A 23122-nucleotide genomic window follows, 5' to 3' on the forward strand; every position below is an offset into this window, starting at 1 on the left:
CGCGTTTTTATCTAGACAAATCCTATGCAACTGAAGCCATGTTGCAATATCTTTATTGGCGAGATCGAAACGGCAGAGGTGAAAAAATCTCGACGCCTCCGCGATCCGTCCATCACCGCATCCACCACCCGGAAGGAGCCCGCATGACCGCCTCCGACTATGATGTCGCGGTGATCGGCCTCGGCGCCATGGGGAGCGCCGCCCTCGCCCATCTCGCGGCGCGCGGGCTCCGCGTCGTCGGGATCGAGGCCTTCTCGCCCGCCCACGGCCTCAGCTCCTCGCATGGCGATAGCCGCATCATCCGGCTCGGCTATTTCGAGGATCCGAGCTACGTGCCGCTGCTGCGCCGCGCCTATGAGAACTGGCGCCGGCTGGAGGCCGAGACCGGCGCCGACATCCTCACCATCACCGGCGTGCTGCAGATCGGACGGCCCGACAGCCCCATCGTCGCCGGCACCCTCGCCTCCTGCCGCGCCTACGGGCTCGATCACGAGATCCTCGACGCCGAGGCGATGGCGCGGCGCCATCCCGCCTTCGCCCTCGACCCGGACGAGATCGCCGTCTTCGAGACGCAGGGTGGCTTCGTGCGGCCCGAGACCGCCGTGACGGCGCATCTGGCCCTCGCCCGGCGCGAGGGCGCCGAGCTGCGCATGGCCGCCCGCGTCACCGCCATCGAGCCCGACGATGCCGGCGTGACCCTGCGGCTCGGCGCTGAGCCTCTCCGGGCCCGGCGGGTGGTGGTGGCGACGGGTCCCTGGATCGCCGAACTGGTGCCGGCACTGGCGGCGCTGGCGACGCCGATCCGGCAGGTGGTCGCCTGGTACGAGCCGAAGGATGCCGCGGCCACCGCCCTCGGCACCATGCCGGTTTTCCTGCGCGATGCCGGGCCGGTCGGCTCGTTCTTCGGCTTCCCCGCACTGGACGGCGCCGGCGTGAAGATCGGCAAGCACGCGCATTTCCGCGAGCCGATCGGCGACCCCGATGCGCCGAACGCCGCCGTCAACGAGGCCGACACCGCGCTGCTGGACGACTTCATCTCCCGGCGCCTGCCGCTGGCCGCCGGCGAAAGGCGGGCCAGCACCACCTGCCGCTACACCATGCTGCCGGGCGAAGACTTCCTGCTGGACCGGCTTCCCGGCGAGCCGAACGTCGTCGTGGCCTCGCCCTGTTCCGGCCATGGCTACAAATTCGCCAGCGTGGTGGGCGAAATCCTCGCCGATCTCGCCCAGGACGGCGAGACACGCTGGCCCGTCGAGGCGTTCAGCTTCCGCGCGCTGCGGGACAAGGCGGCGGCCGTGCCGGCGCTGTGACGACGGTCCCCCGCGAGACGAGGCCGGTCGCCGCAAATGGAAGGCGGCGAGGTCGGGCGTTTCCCGGCCCCGTTCCATGGGAAAATGCACTTGCGGCCGGTTCAGGCCCCGTGCATTATCTGCCGCGCCAGCAATCGGCGAGATTTCGATAGTCTCTATACACGCGCTTGCCTTCGTCGGGTCGAACGCCTTGCGCAGGAGACTTGGGTATTGGCGCTACCCGAAGAAGATCGGACAGCGCGCCTTGGCCGTTCGTGTTGCGTTTCGTCGAAATTCCGGCATGCCTTTCGGCGTTTTTGCTCCCGAGCGGATGTCGCCGCCGGCATGATGCTCGTTTCGTGCCCCCCGATGCTGTCGGCAAATCGGGGGGTCGTTTCATGCGCCGTTTCCCTACGTCTCGTCTTCTGCCTGCCAGGGCTTTCCTATACTGAGCGTTCACCTTGCCTGTACATGCCGGCGGCCCGTGCCGCCCTGTGAGGGGCATGTCTACGTCCGCGGGTTCGACCCGTCCGATCCGATCAAGAAGACAAGCAACAAAGATCACCCGGAGTGACGACCATGAGGAAACGCCCGCCGACCCAGAGCTTCCGTTAGGGAAATTTCCGCCGTTGCCTCTCCGATCCGTTTGGGCCGGGGGGGTGTTTGCCGTGCCTGCCGTCCACCTTTGCTGCGGGTGACCGGGCTGGTCCGCGATCCCCGAGCCAGGAGCAGTCGCGATGCCGGTCTCGGTCAGCTATCCGGGCGTCTATATCGAGGAAGTGCCGAGCGGCGTCCGCACCCTGGTCGGCGTCGCCACCTCCGTCACCGCCCTTGTCGGCTACACCACCCGCGGCGCCGTCAACAAGGCGGTGCAGATCTTCAATTTCAGCGATTACGAGCGCGCCTTTGGCGGGCTCGACGTCGACTCGCCGCTGAGCTACGCGGTGCAGAACTTCTTCCGCAATGGCGGCGGACAGGCCTGGGTGGTGCGCGTCGCCAACGGCGCCGCCCGCGCCGCCATCGAGCTGAAGAACGATGCCGGCGGCGGCGGGGTGACGGCGCTTGCGGTGACGGCCCGCTCCGAGGGGTTGTGGGGCAACGGCCTGCGGATCGATGTCGACTACGACACCGCCAACCCCGCCAGCCTGTTCAACCTGCAGGTGGTGGAGTTCGTCGACCAGGGCGCGGGGCCGGTGCCCACGCGCGTGGAGAGCCACCGCAACCTGTCGATGAACGAGTTCTCGCCGGCCTATGCGGTGAACGTGATCAACGAGGCTTCCGACCTGATCCGGGCCAGCCGCCCGGCGGCGGCGGCCACGGCAGTCGCCAACGGCAACGGCACCAGCACCAGCGGCACCCTGGCGCAAGCCGACCTCGACCGCCTGGACGATGCGCATCGCCGGATCGCCGTCACCCTCGACGGCGACGGTCCCTACGAGTTCGACCTGTTCGATGCCGGCGGCGGGCTGGTCGGGGACAATCTCGGCGAGCTGCTCGACAACCTCGCCGACCGCATCCGGGATCGGGTGAAGCTGCTGCGGCCCACGGTGGCGGCGTTCAGCGACTTCAACTGCACCGCCGGGGCGACCAACATCGTCGCCGCCTCGGGCACCGCCGACGGGCAGGGGCAGCGCTCCTCGGTGCGCTTCACCCGGGCCGGACAACGCAGCGCGACGGAGATCCTCAAGCTCGGCACGCTGAATGGCGGCCGCGAGGCGGACGCCGCGGCGTCGATCCGCCCGGCCCAGACCGGCACGGTCGGCGCCAGCATCGCGGCGCTCGACCTGTCGACCCTGCCGCAGCCGGCCTCGATGAACGTGACGCTGCTCGCCAGCGGTGCCGCCAATGACGGGCCGCATACGCTGGAATTGTGGGGCGCCACCGGTCGACCGGCGACGCCGCAGGCCCTGGTCTCCGCCCTGCAGGCCGCGCTGTCGGCCTCGCCCAGGGCGGAGCTCAACCAGGCGCGGGTGGCGCTGATCGACGGCAGGCTTCGCCTCGCGCCGGGCGGCAGCAATGCGTCGGTACGGCTGAACGTCACCAATAATGGCGGCAACACCAGCGCGGCGACGCTCGGCCTCGCGGGCGGCGCCGAGAACGTCGCGCGCTATGCGCTGGGCATCGGCCCGGCCGGCCAGGCGCAGACCGGCGCCGTGCCCGGCGACGACGGCACGCCCGGCACCCCGACCCAGCTGGCCGGCAGCCGCAGCGCCAAGACCGGCCTCTTCGCGCTGGAGGAGGTCGATCTGTTCAACATACTCTGCGTGCCCGACCAGTCCGACGACGCGCTGCTGGCCGCGGCGCTCGACTATGCGAAGGAGAGGCGGGCCTTCTTCATCGCCGACCTGCCCCGCAGCGTCGACACGCTCGACGAGGCGCGTACCTGGCTGAACGGCCACGGCTTCCTGCGCGATCCCAATGTCGCGGTCTATTTCCCGCGCATCCAGCAGGCCGACCCGCTCGACGGCAACCGCCTCAGATCCTTCGCCAATAGCGGCGCCGTCGCCGGCCTCTACGCCCGCACCGACAGCGAGCGCGGGGTCTGGAAGGCGCCGGCGGGCACCGACGCCGTGCTGCGCGGCGTGATGGGGCTCGATTATCTGCTGACCGATGCCGAGAACGGCGTGCTCAATCCGCTCGGCCTCAACTGCCTGCGCAACCGGCCGGGCTTCGGACCGGTGGTGTGGGGGGCCCGCACCCTGCGCGGCAGCGACCAGCTCGCCTCGGAGTGGAAATACGTGCCGGTGCGCCGCCTGGCGCTGTTCCTGGAGGAGAGCCTCTATCGCGGCACGCAATGGGTGGTGTTCGAACCCAATGACGAACCGCTCTGGGCGCAGATCCGGCTCAATCTCGGGGCCTTCATGAACAACCTGTTCCGCCAGGGCGCCTTCCAGGGGCGATCCCCGCGCGAGGCCTATTTCGTGAAATGCGACGCCGAGACCACGACGCAGAACGACATCGATCTCGGCATCGTCAACATCGTCGTCGGCTTCGCCCCGCTGAAGCCGGCCGAGTTCGTCATCATCAAGCTCCAGCAGATGGCTGGGCAGATCCAGGTCTGAGGGGGCGGCGATGGTTCAGTTCAGCGTCAACGCACAACGCTTCGACCCGTACAAGAACTTCAAGTTCCGCGTGAAATGGGACGGGCGCTATGTCGCGGGCATCAGCAAGGTGGGGGCGCTGAAGCGGTCCACCGAAGTGGTCGAGCATCGCGAGGGCGGCGACCCGTCCACCGGCCGCAAATCCCCCGGCCGCACCAAATACGACGCCATCTCGCTCGAACGCGGCGTGACTCACGACACCGAGTTCGAGAAATGGGCCTCGAAGGTGTGGAACTTCGCCTCCGGGCTCGGCGCGGAGGTGTCGCTCAAGGATTTCCGCAAGGACATCATCGTCGAGGTCTATAACGAGGCGGGTCAGCTCGCGCTCGCCTACAAGGTGTTCCGCTGCTGGGTGTCGGAATATCAGGCATTGCCGGATCTCGACGCCAATGCCAACGCCGTCGCCATCCAGTCGATCAAGCTGGAGAACGAAGGCTGGGAGCGCGACTACGAAATTCCCGAACCCAGCGAGCCGACCTTCACGGAGCCGGAGTGATGGTCGCCCCGATGGCCCGGGGGGCGTGGCGCGGCCTCTCCGGTGCCGACGTGCTGCATATCTGGGAAGTCGGCCACGACCTGCCATCCGGGGAACGGGCGCTGCTGGTGCTGGCCGCCGCCGCGCCCGACGCCGCCTTCGACGAGTTGGCCCGGCTGCCGCTGGGCGCGCGCGACCGCGCCCTGCTGGCGGTGCGGACGGCAACGCTCGGCAGCCGGATCGACGCCTTTGCGCAGTGCCCCGCCTGCGCGGGGGCGCTGGAATTTCCGCTCGATACCGGGCCGCTTCTCGCCGGCAGCGAGGCGGGCGGGCGGCCGCAGACGATGCGGACGGGCGGCTATCTATTGAACCTGCGCCCGCCCGACTGCCGGGACGAAGCGGCCGCGGAGCGCTGCGTGGATGTCGCGTCGGCGGAGGCGGTGCTGCTCGCGGCCTGCGTGTGCGCGACCGGGGACGACGGCGGCCCCGTCCCCGTCGAGGCGTTGCCCGACAGCGTACGCAGGGCGGCCGCGGACGCCATACTGGCGCTCGATCCGCTGACCGATGTCAGCTTCGACGTCACCTGCGCCGATTGCGGCTGCGGCTGGTCGCTCGCCTTCGACGTGCCCGCCTTCCTCTGGCAGGAAATCGGCCATCATGCCCGACGGCTGGTGGGCGAGGTGGCCACGCTCGCGCGGGCCTATGGCTGGTCCGAGCATGACATCCTCGCGATGAGCCCGGCGCGCCGGCAAAGCTATCTGGCATGGGCGGGCTAGCCGATGGGCGACCTGTTCAACCGTCTCGCGCGACGCGCACAGGGCACCTTGCCGACCGTGCTGCCCCGGCATGCCTCGCGGTTCGAGACGGCCGCCGCCGATGCGCCGGCGCCGCCCATGCCCGCTTCCGTGCCGCTCGCCTCGCCGCCGGCACCCGTCCCGCAGCCGGCCCCCCGCGTGGAGGCCGTGCCCTCACCCATCGCTTCGTCCGATCCGGGCGGAACGCCTGCGGTTGGCGACGCCGTCGTCTTCGCCCCCGTTCCTGACGGATCGCCCGCGCCCGGCCCCCTCGCTCCGCCCCAGCCGCCGCGCCAACCCTCGATCGCCTCCCCGCCGGCCGTTGCGGTCGCGCTAACCATCCCGCGACGGGAACCGGCCCCGGAGCGGGCGCGGCCGGACGACCCACCCGGCGAGATCTTCCCGCAGGAGGCGCGGCGGGAGCCGGGCACGATCCCGCCATCGCTCCTGCCTCCCGATAGTCGCGACCGGCCCCCTACCCTCGTCACCTCCGCAGCGGCGTCGCTGCCGGCAGCGCCTCGCGAGACCGGCGCGCCCGCCATCGCGGCGACGGCGGAGCCGGAACCGGCTCCCATCGTGCGCGTGAGCATCGGCCGCGTGGAGGTGCGGGCCCCGGCCGCCGCGCCGGCACCACCGCCGGCCAGCCGCCTGATGTCGCTCGACGACTATCTGCGAGGCGACGTTCGGGGGCGGCGATGAGCAACGGCCTCGCCATAGCCGCCGTCACCCGCGTGCTGCAGGACATGCTGCATTCCGGGCTGGTCGCCTCCGGCATTGGCGGGGCCGTCGGAGGCACGATCAGCGTGAGCGCCATGCCGCCCGACCGCATCCTCGGCGATGGCACCGGCACCGAGGCGACGCAGCTGAACCTGTTCCTGCACCAGATCGCGCCCAATGCGGGCTGGACCGGGCGCGACCTGCCGAGCCGGGACGCGCGGGCCGAGCGGCTGGTCGATCCGATGCTGGCGCTCGACCTGCACTACCTGCTCACCGCCTATGCCGCGGAGGAGTTCCAGGGCGAGATCTTGCTCGGCCACGCCATGCAGCTGCTGCACGAGACCCCCGTGCTCAGCCGCGACTACATACGCGACGTGCTGGCCAATCCGCCGGGCGGAGGCATGGCGGCGGTGGCGCTGCAGGCGCTGGTGCAATCGGATCTGGCCGAGCAGCTGGAGCTGATCAAGATCCGGCCACGCAGCCTCGGCACCGACGACATGTCGAAGCTCTGGACGGCGTTCCAGTCGCATTACCGCACCAGCACCGCCTATGAGGTATCGGTGGTGCTGATCCAGCGCCGGCACCCCAAGCGGACGCCGCTGCCGGTGCTGTCGCGCGGGCCGGCCGATCCCGTCACCGGCCGCGACGCCGGCGTGACGGTGCAGGCCTCGCCGGTGCCGAGCCTCCCGACCCTGACCGGCATCGTGCCGCCCCGGCAGCAAACCGCCGCCCGGCTCGGCGAGACGATCCGGCTCGAGGGACACCATCTGTCGGGCGAGCAGGTTTCCGTGCGCTTCGCCGTCGAGCCGGACGGCACGGCGCTGACGCTGCCGGGGATGCTGGCGGGGGACGGCGCGATCACCGTCACGCTGCCGCCGGCGAACCCTCCGCCTCCCCCGCCGCCGCTTCCCGCGGAGCGCGATCCGGCGAACTGGCCGGTCGGCGTCTACCGGGTCACCGCCCTGCTGCGCGATGCCGGCGGCGAATGGCAGGCCACCAATGTGCTGCCGCTGCTGCTGGCACCGCTGCTCCTCGCCGTGACGGCGGTCCGGGCGGCTGATGTCGTCACCTTCACCGTGACCTGCGGGCCGCCGATCCGCCGGACCTCGACGGTGTTCCTCATCGTCGGCAGCCGGGAATTGCCGGCCGAGCCGATTGCGATGCCTCAGGCGACCACGCTGACCTTCCGCGGCACCGGTTTCACCGCCGGGCAGACGCTGCCGGTTCGCCTGCGCGTGGACGGCATCGACAGCCTGCTCATCGACCGGACCGCCCGCCCGCCGGCCTTCGACCCGAGCCAGCAGGTGATGTTGCCATGAGAAATGCGGCCATGAGAGATGCGGCGACGGTGAGGACAGGCATCGGGAAGGCGGCGCCGAGGCGCCCGCAGGATCCCGGCTGGACCGACCGCAACCAGCACCATCTCTCGGCCGAGATCGCACGGGTGCGGCGGCGGCTCGAACGCCATCTCGACCAGGGCGCCGACGACGCCGGCGCTGAAGAGCCGGCCGTCGCGGCGGATCCCCAGACCGCGCTCGGACATCTGTGCGCCGCCTTCCAGCTGTCGCCGTTCGAGCGGGACCTGCTGCTGCTCTGCGCGGGCGCGGAACTCGACACCGGCATTGCCGGGCTCTGCGCGACGCTGCATGCCGATCCGCGCCGACGAATGCCGAGCTTCGGCCTCGCGCTGGCGGTGCTGCCCGGCGCGCATTGGAGCGCGCTCTCCCCGGCGAGCCCGCTGCGCCGGTGGAGCCTGATCGAACCCGGCGCGGGCGAGGCGCTGACCGCCACACCGCTCGGCATGGACGAGGCGGTGCTGCATTATCTCGCCGGCACGGGCTTCGCCGATCCCCGTCTCGACGGCCTGCTGTCCGCGGTCGACGCAGGCGTCCTCACCGCCTCGCAGGCGGCCGCGGCGGAGAAGATCGCGCATCTGTGGGCCGGCGCGGGCGATGCGTCATGGCCGGCGGTCCAGCTGTGCGGCGACGACCCGGCCGGCCGGGCGCAAGCGGCGGCCGAGGCCTGCCGGGCGATCGGCCTCACGCTGCTGCGACTGGACGCCGGCGACCTCCCGGCCGCTCCCCGGGACCGTTTCGCCCTTGCGCGGATGTGCGAGCGCCGGTTGGTGCTGGAAGGCGCCGCGCTGCTGCTGGAAGGCGCGGACGAGCGCGACGGAAGGGCCGAGCGCGGCCTCGTCGCCTTCGCCGAGGACATGTCCGGGCCGCTGATACTGGCGCGCGGCGAGCCGCTCGCCCTGCCGCGCCGGACGAGCCGGCGGCTGGAGGTGAACCGGCCCGACGCCTCCGAGCGGCGGGCGCTGTGGATGCGGGCGCTGGGCCCGCTGGCCAGCACCCTGAACGGACGGTTCGAGCCGATGATCGACCGCTTCCGGCTGGACCGCGCCGGCATCGAGGCCGCCTGCGCGGCGGCGGAGGGAGACGATGCCGGTGGCGAGGCGCTCGGCCCGCGGCTCTGGGCGGCGTGCCGGGTGCAGGCCCGTCGTCGCCTCGACAACCTCGCCCAGCGCATCGAGGCCCGCGCCTCCTGGGACGATCTGGTGCTGCCGGAGGCGCAGCTGGCGGTGCTGCGCCAGATGTCCACGCATGTGTGTCACGCCGCCACCGTCTATGAACGCTGGGGCTTCGCCAGCCGGACCGAGCGCGGGCTCGGCATCAGCGCCCTGTTCGCGGGAGCGAGCGGCACCGGCAAGACGATGGCGGCCGAGGTGCTGGCCAACGATCTCGGGCTGGACCTCTACCGCATCGATCTCAGCCAGACGGTGAGCAAATATATCGGCGAGACCGAGAAGAACCTGCGGATCATCTTCGATGCGGCCGACGACAGCGGCGCCGTGCTGCTGTTCGACGAGGCGGACGCCCTGTTCGGCAAGCGCTCGGAGGTGAAGGACAGCCATGACCGCTACGCCAATATCGAGGTCAGCTACCTGCTCCAGCGCATGGAGGCGTATCGCGGCCTCGCCGTCCTGACCACCAACCAGAAAAGCGCGGTCGATCCGGCCTTCCTGCGCCGCATCCGCTTCGTGGTGCAGTTCCCCTTCCCGGATGCCGGCCAGCGCTGCGAGATCTGGCGCCGCGCCTTCCCGCAGGACACGCCGACCCTGGACCTCGATCCGGCGCGCCTCGCGCAGCTCGCCCTCGCCGGCGGCAACATCCGCAATGTGGCGATGAACGCCGCCTTCCTTGCCGCGGGTCGTGGCGAGGCGGTCGGGATGGGGCACATACGCGAGGCGGCGGTGGCGGAATATGCCAAGCTGGAAAAGCCGCTGACCAGTTCCGAGCTCGGAGGGTGGCGATGAGGCGGGCCGGCATCGAGCTTCACATCGACCGGCTGGTGGTCGAGGGCATCGCGCCCACCGACGCCGCCGCGCTGCGCCGCGCGGTCGAGCGCGAGCTGGCGCGCCGGCTCGCCGCGCCGACGGCAACGGCAACCGACACTCCCCGTGGCGCCGCGCATGTGGATGCGGGGGTGTTGCCGGTCCCCGCATCGGCCGGCCCGCAGCGTTTCGGCACGGCGATCGCCGACCGGGTGTTGGGAGGGCTGAAACGATGAAAGCATCGGCTTCCGCCGCTCGGGTTCCCGCTGCCGCTCCCGCCATTGCCCAGCCCAGCAGAACGACCACGGCCCGGACGGAGCGTGGCCGGGAACGCCCGGCCCCGGCGGCGGCGGAAGCCTCCGGTTTCAGCCATGTCCGCCTCGCGGCCAACGGCCAGCCGCTGCAGCGCAGGCTCGCCGTGGATGTTTCCGAGCCGCTGGAACGGGAAGCCGACGCCATGGCGGACCGGGTCATGCGCATGGCCGATCCCGACAGGGCCATCGGCAGGGACCAGCCGCCTTCGCTTGCGAGGAAGTGCGCCGCCTGCGCCGCCGAGCACGAGGAGGACGAACGCGAGGATGACGAGCAAAAGCTTCGGCGCAGGCACGCATCGGCGCGCGACAATCTCGGTGGAACGACGGCTCCGGCCATCGTCCATGACGTGCTCGGCTCGCCCGGCAGGCCGCTCGCCTCTTCCGAGCGCCGCTTCTTCGAGCCGCGCTTCGGCTATGATTTCGGCAGCGTGCGCGTCCATGCCGACAGCCGCGCCGCCGCCTCCGCCGATGCGGTGAATGCGCTCGCCTATACGGTGGAGCACAACATCGTCTTCGCACAAGGCCGCTACCAGCCGGGCGATACGGCTGCCCGCCACCTGATGGCGCACGAGCTGACGCATGTCGTGCAGCAGGGCCGGGCGGCGCGGGCCGAGGGCGGTGTCGCGCCGGCCAAGCCGGCCGTGGCGCGCAAGGCCCGCACCGACCGGCAATATGACCTGCTTGCCGCCCATGTCCATGACGGCATCTATCGGCTCGGCACCGACGAGGAGCTGGTCTATCAGGCGCTGCAGGAACTCGACCGCGATCCCGTGGCGATCGCCGAGTTCATGGACGTCTACCGCAACTACATTGCGCGGGTCGAGAACAAGGCGGTCAACGACCTGCCGGCGGACCTGCTCATCCAGGACATCGAAGGCGATTTCAGCGGCGGCGAGCTGGAGTTCGCCCTGCAATTGCTCAACCGGGGCACGAAGGACGCCGCACAGCAGATCGAGGCGGGGGCGCCGGGATCGGAAGCCGCCCTGACCTCAGCCGCGAAACGCCTGCTGGCCGCTGTGGATACCATCTGGGGCACCGACGAGGAGGCGATCTATGCCGTCCTGCTGCCGTTCGGGCGCGACCAGACCAAGCTCCAGCCATTGCGCGACGCCTACAAGAAGATCGCCAGCGGCGAGGATCTGGAAACGCGCCTTCTCGACGAGATGAGCGGATCGGAGCTCGACTACGCGATCTACCTGCTTTTCGATCCCAAGCGGGCCTACGACTTCTATCTGCGCCAGGCGTCCGACACCGAATTCAGCAGCTTCGTGACCGGCGGGGCCAGGACCGTCGGGTCGGATTGCGTGATGCCGAAAGGCGACGCCTTCAACAAGACCTATTGGGAAAAGGGCAACCCGAACGGCAACGAGATGTGCGCGCTGATGGCGAAGACCGGCGGGCGCCCCTCGGAAGCGGTCAAGGCGCTGTTCGACTACATGACGGCGGACGGCTTCACCGGGGCGCTCCGGGGAGCGGCGGAGAACACGGTCGCCAGCCCGGGCTGGCGGGTGGACTGCGCCGAATGGGTGCAGATCCACCATCTCTACGCGATGCTGAAGCTTCTCGGCCCCTATCGCTTCGACCTGAAGTTCGGAAACTCGCCCTTCTGGCTGAAGGAGCACCGGACGACCGGGCTGTCGTCCCGGATGTTCTTCCTCCGCTCCGGGTTCGATACCGACACGCGGCGCCCGCGCGAGGAGATGGCGCCGGTGAAGCTGGACAAGGGTTCGCCGCAGAAGAAGAAGGGTGGCGACTACGACGTCAATGCGAACGAGAAGCCCCGCGATGTCGAGACGGTGCTGCGGGAGGCGCCGGTCGGCAGCCGGGTCATGTGGTCGAACGTCTATCTCGCCCAGAATCCCGGCGGCGTCGGTGGAACCCCCAATTCGTTCACCAACGAGAACACCATCAAGCTGGGCGACGACACCTATGGCGCCCATGGCTTCTTCGCCCGCCAGGTCTTCAAGCGCGCCGAGCTGGAGGCCAAGCTGGCGAATGTCGACAAGCCGTCCGGCATGTCGACGGAGCAGGCGATCAAGACCTACATCGTGATCCGCGAGATCGAATACTACACCACCATAGCCGAGGAACCCTGGGAAAGGGTCGCGGAAGACCCGGACAGGACAGCCTAGCGCCTACCAGCGGCGTCGGCGACGTCGCTGCGTGCCTATACGGTTTCATCGGCAGGGCCGGCTTCACGGGCCGTCATCTGCCGGCGGGCAAGCATGCAGGACGAGCGGAGCGATGACCTCCTTTCCGAATTCGCCGAAGCTGATCAAGGGCGGCATCGTGCAGGTCGCGACGGAGGGCGCGGCGGTGCAGCGGGTCATCACGCTGCAGTACAATCCCGAAAGCGTCAGCCGCAGCCTGCAGGTGCAGGGTACCGGCGAGAACGGCCAGCGCTCGGAAGCGCTGCGGCTGAAAGGGCCCGCCGTCGAGACCATCAAGATCGACGCCGAGATCGACGCCACCGACCAGCTCGAATTCCCGCAGTCCAATCCGGTGGCGACCGCCTTCGGGGTGTTCCCACAGCTCGCGGCGCTGGAGACCATGGTCTACCCGACCAGCGGCCAGCTCCAGGCCAACCATGCGCGGGCGGGCAGCGGCACGCTGGAGATCGCGCCGATGGAGACCCCGCTCACCCTGTTCATCTGGAGCAAGAACCGCATCGTGCCGGTGCGGATCACCGAGTTCAGCGTCACCGAGGAGGCCTTCGACGCCGCCCTGAACCCGATCCGCGCCAAGGTCAGCCTCGGCATGAGGGTGCTGAGCGTCGACGATCTCGGCTTCGCCCATCGCGGCGGCAGCCTGTTCATGAGCTACCTGCAGGCCAAGGAGCAGATGGCGGCGAAGGCCGCCGGCGGCAGCCTCGGCCTGCTCGGCATTGGAGGCTTGCCATGAGCGACCCGGTGCAGGCGCTGTTTCAGGTCGGCGTGCTGAAGAGCACCGACTTCCCGCCGAACAGCCGCTATCACGATGTGCCCACCCGCCGGCTGACCGCGCCGGACGGCAGCGTCACCGTCTATCTGGCCCGCCGGCTCGTGCCGCCGCCGGAGCGCTTCGCGCTGCTCCAGGAGCACAGCGTCACGCAGGGGGACCGGCTCGACCGCCTCGCCGCCCGCTATCTCGGCGATCCCGAGCGGTTCTGGGCGTTGTGCGACGCCAACGGTGCCATCCGGCCGGACGAACTGGTGGAGACGCTCGGCCGCCGGCTGCGCATCACGCTGCCCGAGGGCATCCCCGGACCGTTCGGGGAGTGACGCGATGCGGATCCAGGGCATCCATCTCACGCTGATGATCGGTCCCGGGGTCCCGGTGCCGGTGCCGCGCGAGGTGCTCGACGCCCTCACCTCGGTGCAGGTGACGAGCGCCGCGGGAGACACCCAGAGCGGCTTCGACCTCACCTTCGCGCTCGACCGCCGCTCGCCGCTCGCCACGCTGTTCCTGGTGTCCGGCGGCGCCTCCATTCCGCTGGTGCGGGTGATCGTGGTGGCGACGATCAACGGCACGCCCAACGTGCTGATCGACGGGGTGATGACGCATCACCAGGTCGAGCCGGGTTCCGGGGGCGGGCCGTCGACGCTGAAGGTGCAGGGCAAGGATCTCAGCACCGTCATGGGCTATATCGATTTCTCCGGCCTGCCCTACCCGGCGATGCCGCCGGTCGCCCGCGTGGCGCTGATCATCGCCAAATATGCCTGGCTGGGCCTGATGCCGCTGACCATACCCAGCGTGGTCGAGGACATTCCGCTGCCGACCGACCGCATCCCGGTGCAGAAGGGCAAGGACCTCGACTACGTCAGGCAGCTGGCACGGCAATGCGGGCATGTCTTCTATGTCGAGCCGGGGCCGGCACCGGGCACCAGCGTCGCCTATTGGGGGCCGGAAATCCGCGTCGGCCCGCCGCAGCCGGCGTTGAGCATCGACATGGACGCCCACACCAATGTCGAGCAACTGAGCTTCCGCTTCGACAAGGAGCGCAAGGAGATGCCGGTGGTGTTCATCCAGGAACCCCTCAGCAAGGCGCCGATCCCGATCCCCATTCCCGATGTCACGCCGCTGAACCCGCCGCTCGGGGCGGTGCCGCCGCTGCCGCCCAAGATCACGCTGATGAACGACACCACCCAGCTCTCGCCGCTGGCGGCGCTGATGCGCGGCATCGCCTATGCCTCGCAGCACAGCGACTGCGTGTTCGCCAGCGGCAGCCTCGACGTGCTGCGCTACGGGCAGGTGCTGAAGTCGCGGCGGCTGGTCGGGCTGCGCGGTGCCGGCCTCGCCTTTGACGGCCTCTACTACGTCTCCCGCGTCACCCACGAGATCGCGCGCGGGCAATACAAGCAATCCTTCGAGCTCGCCCGCAACGGCGTCGTCTCCACATTGCCGCAGGTGGCCGCATGACCGACGAAACCCGCTTCCTCGGCAAGTATCGCGGCACCTGCATCAACAATGTCGACCCGATGATGATGGGCCGCATCCAGCTCATCGTGCCCGACGTCTCCAATGTCATGCTGTCGAGCTGGGCGATGCCCTGCCTGCCGGTGGCCGGCATGCAGATGGGCATGTTCGCCGTGCCGGTGATCGGCTCCGGCGTCTGGGTGGAGTTCGAGAAGGGCGACCCGGACCATCCGATCTGGGTCGGCGGCTATTGGGGCAGCGGCGCCGAGGTGCCGGTGCTGGCGCGCATGGTGCCGCCCGCCGTGCCCGGCATCACCCTGCAGACCACGCTGCAGAACGGGCTCACCATCAACGACGTGCCCGGCCCGACCGGCGGCATCATGATCAAGAGCGCCACCGGCGCGACGCTGATCGTCAACGACACCGGCATCTACATCCAGAACGGCAAGGGGGCGAGCCTCGTCATGGTGGGGCCGTCCGTCACCATCAACAACGGCGCGCTCACGGTGATCTGAGAGGAGACGGGAATGCCTGGCTTTCTCCTGCATGTCGGCGCCACCGTGCTGTGCTCGCATGGCGGACAGGCGCAGCCGGCGACGCCGGTGCCGCGGGTGCTGGTCAGCGGCCAGCCGGTGGTGACCATCGCCAGCCCCTATCTCGTCGCCGGTTGCGCCATGCCGCCGCCACCGGCCGGCAACGGGCCGTGCGTCACCGGCCAGTTCGTCACCGCGGCGCTGCGGGTCACCGCCCTCGGCCAGCCGGTGCTGCTGCAGGACAGCCAATCGGTCTGCGCCCCCACCGGCACCCCGCTGATGCCGGTGGCGATGCAGACGCGGGTGATGGGGAGCTAGCCATGCACCTCGCCTATCCCTTCCATTTCGACGGGCGGGCGCGCACGGCGCAGGCCGGGGACGACGAGCATATCCGCCAGCAGATCGAGCAGGTGCTGTTCACCGCGCCGGGCGAGCGGGTGAACCGGCCGGATTTCGGCAGCGGCGTGCTGCAGCTCGTCTTCGCGCCGAACAGCCAGGAGCTCGCCGCCACCGTGCAGTTCCTGGTGCAGGGCGCGCTGCAGCAATGGCTCGGCGACCTCATCGTGGTCGATGCGGTGGAGATCGAGGCCGAAGACGCCCGGCTCACCGTGCGCATCGCCTATCTCAATCGCCGGACCCAGCAGCGCGCCGCCGCCGACTTCGTGCGGGAGGTGCCGGCGCCATGATCTACACCTGCTGCAACGAGGACCGCCGTGATCGCGTGTTCCAGGACAGCACGCTGAACGGCATCGATTTCCTCGAGGTGCTCGACCGCGCCGCGCCGGCCGCGACGCCGCGCCAGCGCACCCTTTTGGTGCGGCTGCTGCGGCCGCCGCCGGCGGGGCTCGGCGCCGAGAATGTGGTGATCGAGGGCGGCGAGCGCGTCACCGCCATCCGCGTGCTCTGGGCGCATCCGGCCAATGCGATCCCGCCGGCCGACCTCGGCGCGGAAGACGCGGCCTTCTTCGCCGGCCTGCCGGAACCCGCGGCCACGCTCGTGGTGCGCACCGATGCCGCCGGCGACTACTCCGCCTATCGGCTGCGCTTCGTCCGCTCCCGCACCGACCCCTTGCCGCCAGCGACTTTCGACCCGCCGCTGGCCAGCATCGACTTCTCGTTCAAGGTGGAATGCCCGAGCGATTTCGACTGCCGCGACGATCACGATTGCTCGCCCGATCCCGGCGAGGCACCGGAGATCGATTATCTCGCCAAGGACTATGCGAGCTTCCGCCGGCTGATGCTCGACCGGCTGTCGCGGCTCATGCCGGACTGGCGCGACCGCAGTGCCGCCGATCTCGGCGTCGCCCTGGTGGAGACGCTCGCCTATGTCGCCGACCATCTGAGCTACCGGCAGGATGCCGTCGCCACCGAGGCCTATCTCGGCACGGCGCGGCGGCGCGTCTCGGTGCGGCGTCATGCGCGGCTGGTGGACTATCGCCTGCATGAGGGCAGCAATGCCCGCGCCTTCGTGCAATTGCTGGTCTCTGCCGATGCCGATGACGACCAGCCGGGATTGCCGATCCTCGTCCCGCAGGCCTCCATGCTGCTGACGCAGATCACCGGCAGCGGCGGGCGCATCCCGCTTTCCAACCCTGTCCCGGGGCGGCTGGCACCGCTGGAACTGGCGCTGCGCCAGAGCCCCACCGTGTTCGAGACGCTGCATCCGCTGCGGCTGTTCACCTCCCACCACCTCATGCCCTTCTACACCTGGAGCGACAGCGCCTGCCGCCTGCCGAAGGGAGCGGTGCGCGCGACATTGCGCGGGCATTTCCCGAACCTCGCCAGCGCGGAAGGCGAGCCGGGCAAGGTGCTCGTCTTCGAGGAGGTGCTGGGGCCGCTGACCGGGCGCGCGGAGGATGCCGACCCCGCCATGCGGCATGCGGTGCGCCTCACCGCCGTGCGCGCCTTCGCGCCGAAAGCGAACCCGGCCGACCCGCCCTCGCCGCTGACCGATGAGGTGACCGGTGAGGCCATCACCGAGATCCGCTGGCACGAGGAGGACGCCCTGCCCTTCCCGCTGTGCATCTCCTCGCGCACCGATGCCGATCACGGCGAGGTGGCGGTGGCGGATGTCAGCATGGCGCGCGGCAATATCGTGCTCGCCGACCACGGCTTCACCATCCGGGACGAGCCGCTCGGCGCCGTGCCGCAGCCGCACCTCTTCACGGTGAGCAGGGCCGCCGGCTGCTGCACGCCGCCGCTGCGGCAGGCGGTGCCGCCACGCTTCCGCCCGATGCTGGGCGAGCGTCCGCTCACCCACGGTACTAGCGAAGTCATGCCGGCCGCGGCAGCGTCCGGGGCGATGTCCGCCGTCGAGTTCCAGCCGGCGATCACCCTCACCGACATCACCGCCCCGGAGATGCCGCGCTGGGAGGCGCGACCGGACCTGCTGGGGAGCGGGCCCGCCGACCGTCACTTCGTGGCCGAGGTCGAGGCCGATGGCGAGGTGCGGCTGCGCTTCGGCGACGACCGCCACGGCATGCGGCCGCAACCCGGCAGCGCCTTCACCGCCACCTACCGCATCGGCCAGGGACGGGCCGGCAATGTCGGTGCCGGCGCGCTGGTGCATGTGGTGAGCGACGATGGCCGCGTCGCCGGCGCCTCCAACCCGCTGCCGGCACGCGGCGGCACCGACCCCGAAAGCCTGGAAGAGGCGCGGCAGAAGGCGCCCTTCGCCTTCCGCACCCTGCAGCGCGCCGTCACCCCGGCGGACTACGCCACGCTCGCCGAGCGGCAGGAGGGCGTGCAGCGGGCGGCGGCGACCTTCCGCTGGACCGGCAGCTGGCACACCGCCTTCGTCACCGTGGACCGTATCGGCGGCGCCGCGGTGACGGAAGCCTTCGAGACCCGCCTGCGCGACCGGCTGGAGGCCTTCCGCATGGCCGGCTACGACGTGGAGATCGATTCCCCGCGCTTCGTGCCGCTGGAGCTGGACCTTCAGGTGGAGGTGGCCCCGGATTATTTCCGCGCCAATATCCGCGCCGCGCTCCTGGAGGCGCTCGGCAGCCGGACGCTGCGCGACGGCCGGCGGGGCCTGTTCCATCCCGACAACCTCACCTTCGCCCAGCCCATCTATCTCAGCGCCATCCACGCGGCGGCGCAGGCGGTGCCCGGCGTCGTCTCGGTGGAGGTGACGCGGTTCCATCGCCAGGGCCAGCCGAGCCGCCGGGCGCTGGACGACAGCCGGCTGGAGCTCGGGCGGCTGGAGATCGCCCGGCTCGACAACGACCGTAATTTCCCCGAGCGCGGCGTGCTGCGCCTCAGCATCGGAGGCGGCAAATGAGCGACGACATCATCGTCGGCGATGCCACGCTGCCCGCCGGTGCCGACGATTGCGGCTGCTGCGGCGGTACCGGCGCCGCGCTGCCGGCGACACGCCACAACCCGCCGGGCCAGCCCGCCATTGCCTACCGCGCCGGCACCCATGCCGAATTCAAGCAGGCGATGCTGGCGCTGCTGTCCTCGCCGCGCTTTCCGGCGCTCGGGCGGCTCGCCACCCGCGCCGACGACGACTTCGCCATCGCGCTGATCGACAGCTGGGCCACCGTCTGCGACGTGCTGAGCTTCTACCAGGAACGCCTCGCCAACGAGGCCTTCCTGCCGACCGCCGGCGAAACCCTCTCGATCACCGAGCTGGCCCGGCTGGTCGGCTATCGCCGGCGGCCGGGCCTCGCCGCCTCGGTGGACCTCGCCTTCACCCTCGAGCCCGCGCCGGGGGCGCCGGAGCAGGCGGTGGCGGAGACCGCCATCCCCGCCGGCTCCAAGGTGCAGAGCATTCCCGGCCCCGGCGAGCGCAGCCAGAGCTTCGAGACGGTGGAGGCGATCACCGGCCGCGTGGCGTGGAACGCCCTCAAGGCACGGCAGACCGTGCGGCACCGGCTGCGCAGCGGCGACCGCATCGCCTTCCTGAAGGGGGCGGCCCTCTCGCTGCGCGCCGGCGACGTGGTGCTGCTGGCCGACCGGCATCTGGCATCCGCGGCGAGCCGCACCAGCTGGGAGCTGCGCACCATCATCGCCGTGGAGACTGACGCGGCGGCGGAACGCACCGCCGTCACGCTGGATCGCGGCCTCGGCGCCTGGGTGTCGGCGCTCGGGCCGGATGCCGAGCTGTCGCTGTTCGTGATGCGCCAGCGGGCGGCGCTGTTCGCCTATAACGCCCCGCATCCCTCGGCGCTGCACCCGGAACATCTCAAGTCGAACTTTTCCCACCAGCTGGCGACCGACGACTGGCCGTTCGCCATCAGCAACGCGACGCTGCGTCTCGACAATGCCTATCCCGGCATCGTGCCCGGCAGCTGGCTGGTGCTTGCCGGCCCGGATGCCACGGCCCTCTATCGCGTCGAGGCGGCGGCGGAGGGCGGCTGGACCCAATATCTCGTCAGCGGCAAGTCCACCCGGCTGCGCCTCGACACCTCCACCGGGCTCGACGATTTCGATGCCGAAAATTACCGCTCGACGGCGGTCCACGCGCAAGCCGAGCCATTGGCTCTCGCCGATGCGCCGGTCGTCGAGCCGGTCTGGGGCGAGACGGTGGTGCTGGACGCCCTTGCCGACGGGCTGCCGGCCGGCCGCCGGCTGATCCTGCGCGGCAAGCGGCCACGGGTGCGTCTCAACGACCGCCTCACCCTTGCCGATGTCGCGCGGCCCGGCGAGACCTTCGCGGTGGCTGCCGGCGAGACGCTCACCGTGGCGGCGCCTCCGGTGGCGCTCGCCGGCGGGAGCCTGCGCTGGAGCCTGGCGAGCCCGGGCGGGCGCGAGGGGACGGTGGATATCGGCGCCATGACGCGCCCCCTCGCCTTCCTCCCGGCGGGCAAGGACGACCCGCTCGTCGCCGAGGTGGTGACGCTCGACGCGGTGGAGGCGGAAGACCCGACGCATAGCCGGCTGCGGTTCGGCAAGCCGCTAACCCATGCCTATGACCGCACCTCGCTGGAGGTGCTGGCCAATGTGGCGCGGGCGACGCATGGCGAGAGCGCCAGCGATATCCTCGGCGCCGGCGACGCCGCCGCCACCTTCCAGCGCTTCACCCTGCGCCAGCCGCCGCTGACGCATGTGCGCACCGCGCAGGGCGAAGGACGGCAATCGACGCTGGCGGTGCGCGTCAACGACGTGCTGTGGGACGAGGTGCCCTATCTGTACGGCCACGGGCCGCGCGAGCGGGTCTATGCCACGCGCCTCGCCGATGACGGCAGCACCCTGGTCGAGTTCGGCGACGGCCTTGCCGGCGCACGGCTGCCGACCGGCCGCGACAATGTGGTGGCGAGCTATCGCAAGGGATCCGGGCTGGAAGGGCTGGTGCGCGAGAACCAGCTGAGCCTGCTCGCCTCCCGCCCGCTCGGCGTCAAGGCGGTGACCAACCCGCTGGCCGCCGAGGGGGCGCAGGACCCGGAGCGGATGGACGAGGCACGCTCCAATGTGCCCGCCAGCGTGCTGACGCTGGGACGCACCGTGTCGCTGCGCGACTATGAGGACCATGCCCGCAGCTTCGCCGGCATCGCCAAGGCACAGGCGGCGCTGCTCTGGGACGGCCGGGCGCGCCGCGTCTTCCTCACCGTCGCCGGCGCCGATGGCCTGCCTGTCGCGGTGGAGGACATGCTGCAGGCGCTGCGCGGCGACGGAGATCCCTTCGTCGCCCTCGATGCCGGCGGCTTCCGGCCCGTGGAGGTGCGGCTGTCGCTGCGGGTCAAGGTCGACCCGAAGCGACGCAGCGAGGCGGTGCTGGCGGCGCTCGCCGCCCGGATGCGGGAGACCTTCGGCTTCGAGGCGCGCCGCCTGGGCCAGCCGCTGCACCTGAGCGAGGTGTTCGCCGCCGCCGCCGCGGTTCCCGGCGTCGAGGCGGTCATCGTCGATCGCCTCTACCGGACGCGCGCCCCCGACGACACGCCCGAGCGCCACGCCCGGCTGGCGGCCGCCTCCGCGACGCGGCGTCCCGATGGCGGAGTGGACGGCGCCGAGCTGCTCATGCTCGCCGCCGAGCCGTTCGACCGGCTGGAGGTGCTGCCATGAGTTTCGACGCCCGCACCATCTACGAGCTGCTGCCGGCGATCTACCGGCTGCGCGACGCCGACCAGGAGGGCGCGCTGCGCGACCTGATCGCCGTGCTCGCCGAAGAAGCGGCGGTGATCGAGGAGGATCTCGACCAGCTCTATGACGACCAGTTCATCGAGACCTGCGCCGACTGGGTCGCCCCCTATATTGGCGGGCTGATCGGCTACCGCACTCTGCACGGCGTGGTCCCGACGGTATCGAGCCCGCGGGCGGAGGTGGCCAACACCATCGCCTATCGCCGCCGCAAGGGCACGGCGAGCGTGCTGGAGGAACTGGCCCGGGACGTGACCGGCTGGCGCGCCCATGTCGTCGAGTTCTTCGAGCGGCTCGTCGCCACGCAATATCTCAACCATCTGCGCCCCCATGCGCCGCTCACCGCCAATCTGCGGGACTGGGAGGGAATGGAGCGCCGTGGCACCGCCTTCGACCGGCTGCCGCACGGCGTCGACATGCGCTCGATCGCGCGTGGGCGCGGGCGGCACAACATTCCCAATGTCGGGCTGTTCCTCTGGCGGCTCGACGCCTTTCCGCTGGAGCGGGCGGTGCCGGCGCGGCTCGACGCCCGGCGCCTGCGCTTCAACCCGCTCGGCATCGACATGCCGCTGTTCACCAACCCGCAGACCGAGCCGGGCATCGCCCATCTGGCGACGCCGCTCAACGTGCCCGCGCCGATCAGCCGCCGGGTGCTGGCGGCGCGCGATGCCGGGGAGCCGGAACGGCGGTTGGAGCGCTATTACGGCGCCAACCGGAGCCTGCTGATCGAGACGCGGGCGGCGCCGGGCGAGGCCTTCGCTCCCCTCGCCGCTGACGATATCGAGGTGTGCAACCTGTCGGACCGGCCGGGCGGCGACTGGTCGTTCGCCGGCCCGTCGCGGCCGGTGGCCATCGACCCGGTGCTGGGCCGTATGCTGCTGCGCGACGCGCCGGCGGCCGGCACCGAATGGCGGGTGAGCTTCCATCACGGCTTCAGCGGGCCGATGGGCGGCGGGCAATATGAGCGCGGCGCGGCCGCCGATGCCGCCGGCCTGACGGTGGTTCGCGTCTCCGAGGCTCCCGGCGACCAGGCGAGCCTGCAGGCGGCGCTGGACCTCGTCGCCGCGACCGGCGGCGTGGTCGAGATCGCCGACAACCGCACCTATGCCGAGACGCCGGCGATCACGGTGCCGGCCGGCGGCACGGTGATCCTGCGCGCCGCCAATGAGCGCCGGCCGGTGCTGGCGCTCGCCGGCGACCTCGCGGTGACGGTGAACGACCCCGCCGCCGAAGCCTCGCTGGTGCTCGACGGGCTGCTGATCGCCGGCGGCGCGCTGGTGCTGACGGATGACCGCGTTACCGGGCTGCGGCGCCTCGTCATCCGCGACACCACGCTGGTGCCCGGCCGCACCCTGGCCGCCGACGGCACCCCGGCAGGCGCGGCGGCGAGCCTGATCGCCGACATCGCCGGCACCGACATTTCCATCGAGCGCTCGATCGTCGGCGGACTGCGCGTCTCGACGCTGTCGCAGGCCGGCATCGCCGACAGCCTCGTCGACGCGACCGCCACCACCGGGCTCGCCTATGGCGGGCCGGTGGCGGGGACGCCGGGCGGCAGGTTGACCCTGACCGCTTCCACCGTGGTCGGCGGGATGTTCGCCGAGGCGTTCGCACTGGTCAGCAACGCCGTGGTGATCGCCGAGCCCGGCCCGGACACCTCGCCGGTGCCGGTGCGGGCCGAGCGGCTGCAGCAGGGATGCGTGCGCTTTTCCTATGTGCCGCCGGCCTCGGCGACGCCGCGGCGCTATCGCTGCCAGCCGGACCAGGAAGTCGCCGACGCGCTCGAACGGCGCCAGCGCGAGACCGGCGCCGAGCTCTCCGACGCGCAGGCCGCCGCCATCCGCGCCGGCGTGCTCGCCTGGCTGAAGCCGCGCTTCACCTCGCTGCGCTACGGCCGTCCCGGCTATGGCCAGCTCGCCACGCGGTGCCCGGCGCAGATCCGCACCGGCGCCGACGACGAGGCGGAGATGGGGGCGTTCCACGCCCTCTACCAATCGCAGCGCGAGACCAACCTGAAGGTGCGCGTCGAGGAATATCTGCGGTTCGGCCTCGAGGCCGGGCTGTTCTACGAGAGCTGAAGCGGGACGAC

The 23122-nt window shown here is 70.9% G+C and carries 18 protein-coding genes; all 18 read left to right on the top strand.

Annotated features, from left to right (window positions below):
* Positions 1–143 precede the first annotated feature (143 nt).
* The 18 genes from solA to KHC19_RS06505 all read left to right on the top strand — a co-directional run bounded on the left by solA (position 144) and on the right by KHC19_RS06505 (position 23111).
* Positions 144–1310, top strand: coding sequence for an N-methyl-L-tryptophan oxidase (gene solA / locus KHC19_RS06420; protein ID WP_213351523.1), 1167 nt, complete (start codon positions 144–146; stop codon positions 1308–1310).
* Between the two features lie 716 nt (positions 1311–2026).
* Positions 2027–4351: a phage tail sheath family protein gene (locus KHC19_RS25780; RefSeq protein ID WP_246548323.1), complete on the top strand. Its 2325-nt coding sequence runs from the start codon at positions 2027–2029 to the stop codon at positions 4349–4351.
* Positions 4352–4361: 10 nt separating this feature from the next.
* Positions 4362–4886: a phage tail protein gene (locus KHC19_RS06430; RefSeq protein WP_213351524.1), complete on the top strand. Its 525-nt coding sequence runs from the start codon at positions 4362–4364 to the stop codon at positions 4884–4886.
* Complete coding sequence (locus tag KHC19_RS06435) at positions 4886–5641, top strand: hypothetical protein (RefSeq protein WP_213351525.1); 756 nt, start codon at positions 4886–4888, stop codon at positions 5639–5641. Before KHC19_RS06430 ends, KHC19_RS06435 begins: the two co-directional genes overlap by 1 nt.
* 3 nt (positions 5642–5644) lie before the next feature.
* Positions 5645–6358, top strand: coding sequence for a hypothetical protein (locus KHC19_RS06440; protein WP_213351526.1), 714 nt, complete (start codon positions 5645–5647; stop codon positions 6356–6358).
* A complete protein-coding gene (locus KHC19_RS06445; protein WP_213351527.1) occupies positions 6355–7695 on the top strand; it encodes a Pvc16 family protein in 1341 nt (446 codons plus the stop codon). The genes KHC19_RS06440 and KHC19_RS06445 overlap by 4 nt, the downstream gene beginning before the upstream one ends.
* Positions 7696–7724: 29 nt before the next feature.
* Positions 7725–9692: an AAA family ATPase gene (locus KHC19_RS26300; protein ID WP_343207665.1), complete on the top strand. Its 1968-nt coding sequence runs from the start codon at positions 7725–7727 to the stop codon at positions 9690–9692.
* Positions 9689–9946 (top strand): hypothetical protein, encoded by a 258-nt coding sequence (locus KHC19_RS06455; RefSeq protein ID WP_213351529.1) that lies wholly within the window; start codon positions 9689–9691, stop codon positions 9944–9946. The genes KHC19_RS26300 and KHC19_RS06455 overlap by 4 nt, the downstream gene beginning before the upstream one ends.
* Entirely contained in the window at positions 9943–12156 is a 2214-nt protein-coding gene (locus tag KHC19_RS06460) for an eCIS core domain-containing protein (RefSeq protein WP_213351530.1), read from the top strand. The genes KHC19_RS06455 and KHC19_RS06460 overlap by 4 nt, the downstream gene beginning before the upstream one ends.
* A gap of 112 nt (positions 12157–12268) precedes the next feature.
* A complete protein-coding gene (locus KHC19_RS06465) occupies positions 12269–12925 on the top strand; it encodes a hypothetical protein (RefSeq protein ID WP_213351531.1) in 657 nt (218 codons plus the stop codon).
* Complete coding sequence (locus tag KHC19_RS06470) at positions 12922–13284, top strand: LysM peptidoglycan-binding domain-containing protein (protein ID WP_213351532.1); 363 nt, start codon at positions 12922–12924, stop codon at positions 13282–13284. Before KHC19_RS06465 ends, KHC19_RS06470 begins: the two co-directional genes overlap by 4 nt.
* A 4-nt stretch (positions 13285–13288) precedes the next feature.
* Positions 13289–14422: a hypothetical protein gene (locus KHC19_RS06475; RefSeq protein ID WP_213351533.1), complete on the top strand. Its 1134-nt coding sequence runs from the start codon at positions 13289–13291 to the stop codon at positions 14420–14422.
* A complete protein-coding gene (locus KHC19_RS06480; RefSeq protein WP_213351534.1) occupies positions 14419–14934 on the top strand; it encodes a phage baseplate assembly protein V in 516 nt (171 codons plus the stop codon). The genes KHC19_RS06475 and KHC19_RS06480 overlap by 4 nt, the downstream gene beginning before the upstream one ends.
* A 12-nt stretch (positions 14935–14946) precedes the next feature.
* On the top strand, positions 14947–15270 hold the full coding sequence (locus KHC19_RS06485; protein WP_213351535.1) for a hypothetical protein: 324 nt from the start codon (positions 14947–14949) through the stop codon (positions 15268–15270).
* A gap of 2 nt (positions 15271–15272) precedes the next feature.
* Entirely contained in the window at positions 15273–15638 is a 366-nt protein-coding gene (locus tag KHC19_RS06490; protein ID WP_213351536.1) for a GPW/gp25 family protein, read from the top strand.
* Positions 15635–18235 carry a putative baseplate assembly protein gene (locus tag KHC19_RS06495; protein ID WP_213351537.1) on the top strand — a complete coding sequence of 867 codons (2601 nt, stop codon included), beginning with the start codon at positions 15635–15637 and terminating at the stop codon, positions 18233–18235. The genes KHC19_RS06490 and KHC19_RS06495 overlap by 4 nt, the downstream gene beginning before the upstream one ends.
* Positions 18232–20958 (top strand): baseplate J/gp47 family protein, encoded by a 2727-nt coding sequence (locus tag KHC19_RS06500; RefSeq protein ID WP_213351538.1) that lies wholly within the window; start codon positions 18232–18234, stop codon positions 20956–20958. The genes KHC19_RS06495 and KHC19_RS06500 overlap by 4 nt, the downstream gene beginning before the upstream one ends.
* Complete coding sequence (locus KHC19_RS06505; protein ID WP_213351539.1) at positions 20955–23111, top strand: hypothetical protein; 2157 nt, start codon at positions 20955–20957, stop codon at positions 23109–23111. The genes KHC19_RS06500 and KHC19_RS06505 overlap by 4 nt, the downstream gene beginning before the upstream one ends.
* The last annotated feature ends 11 nt before the right edge of the window (positions 23112–23122 follow it).

Source organism: Ancylobacter oerskovii (genome assembly GCF_018390555.1).
GTDB lineage: Bacteria > Pseudomonadota > Alphaproteobacteria > Rhizobiales > Xanthobacteraceae > Ancylobacter > Ancylobacter oerskovii.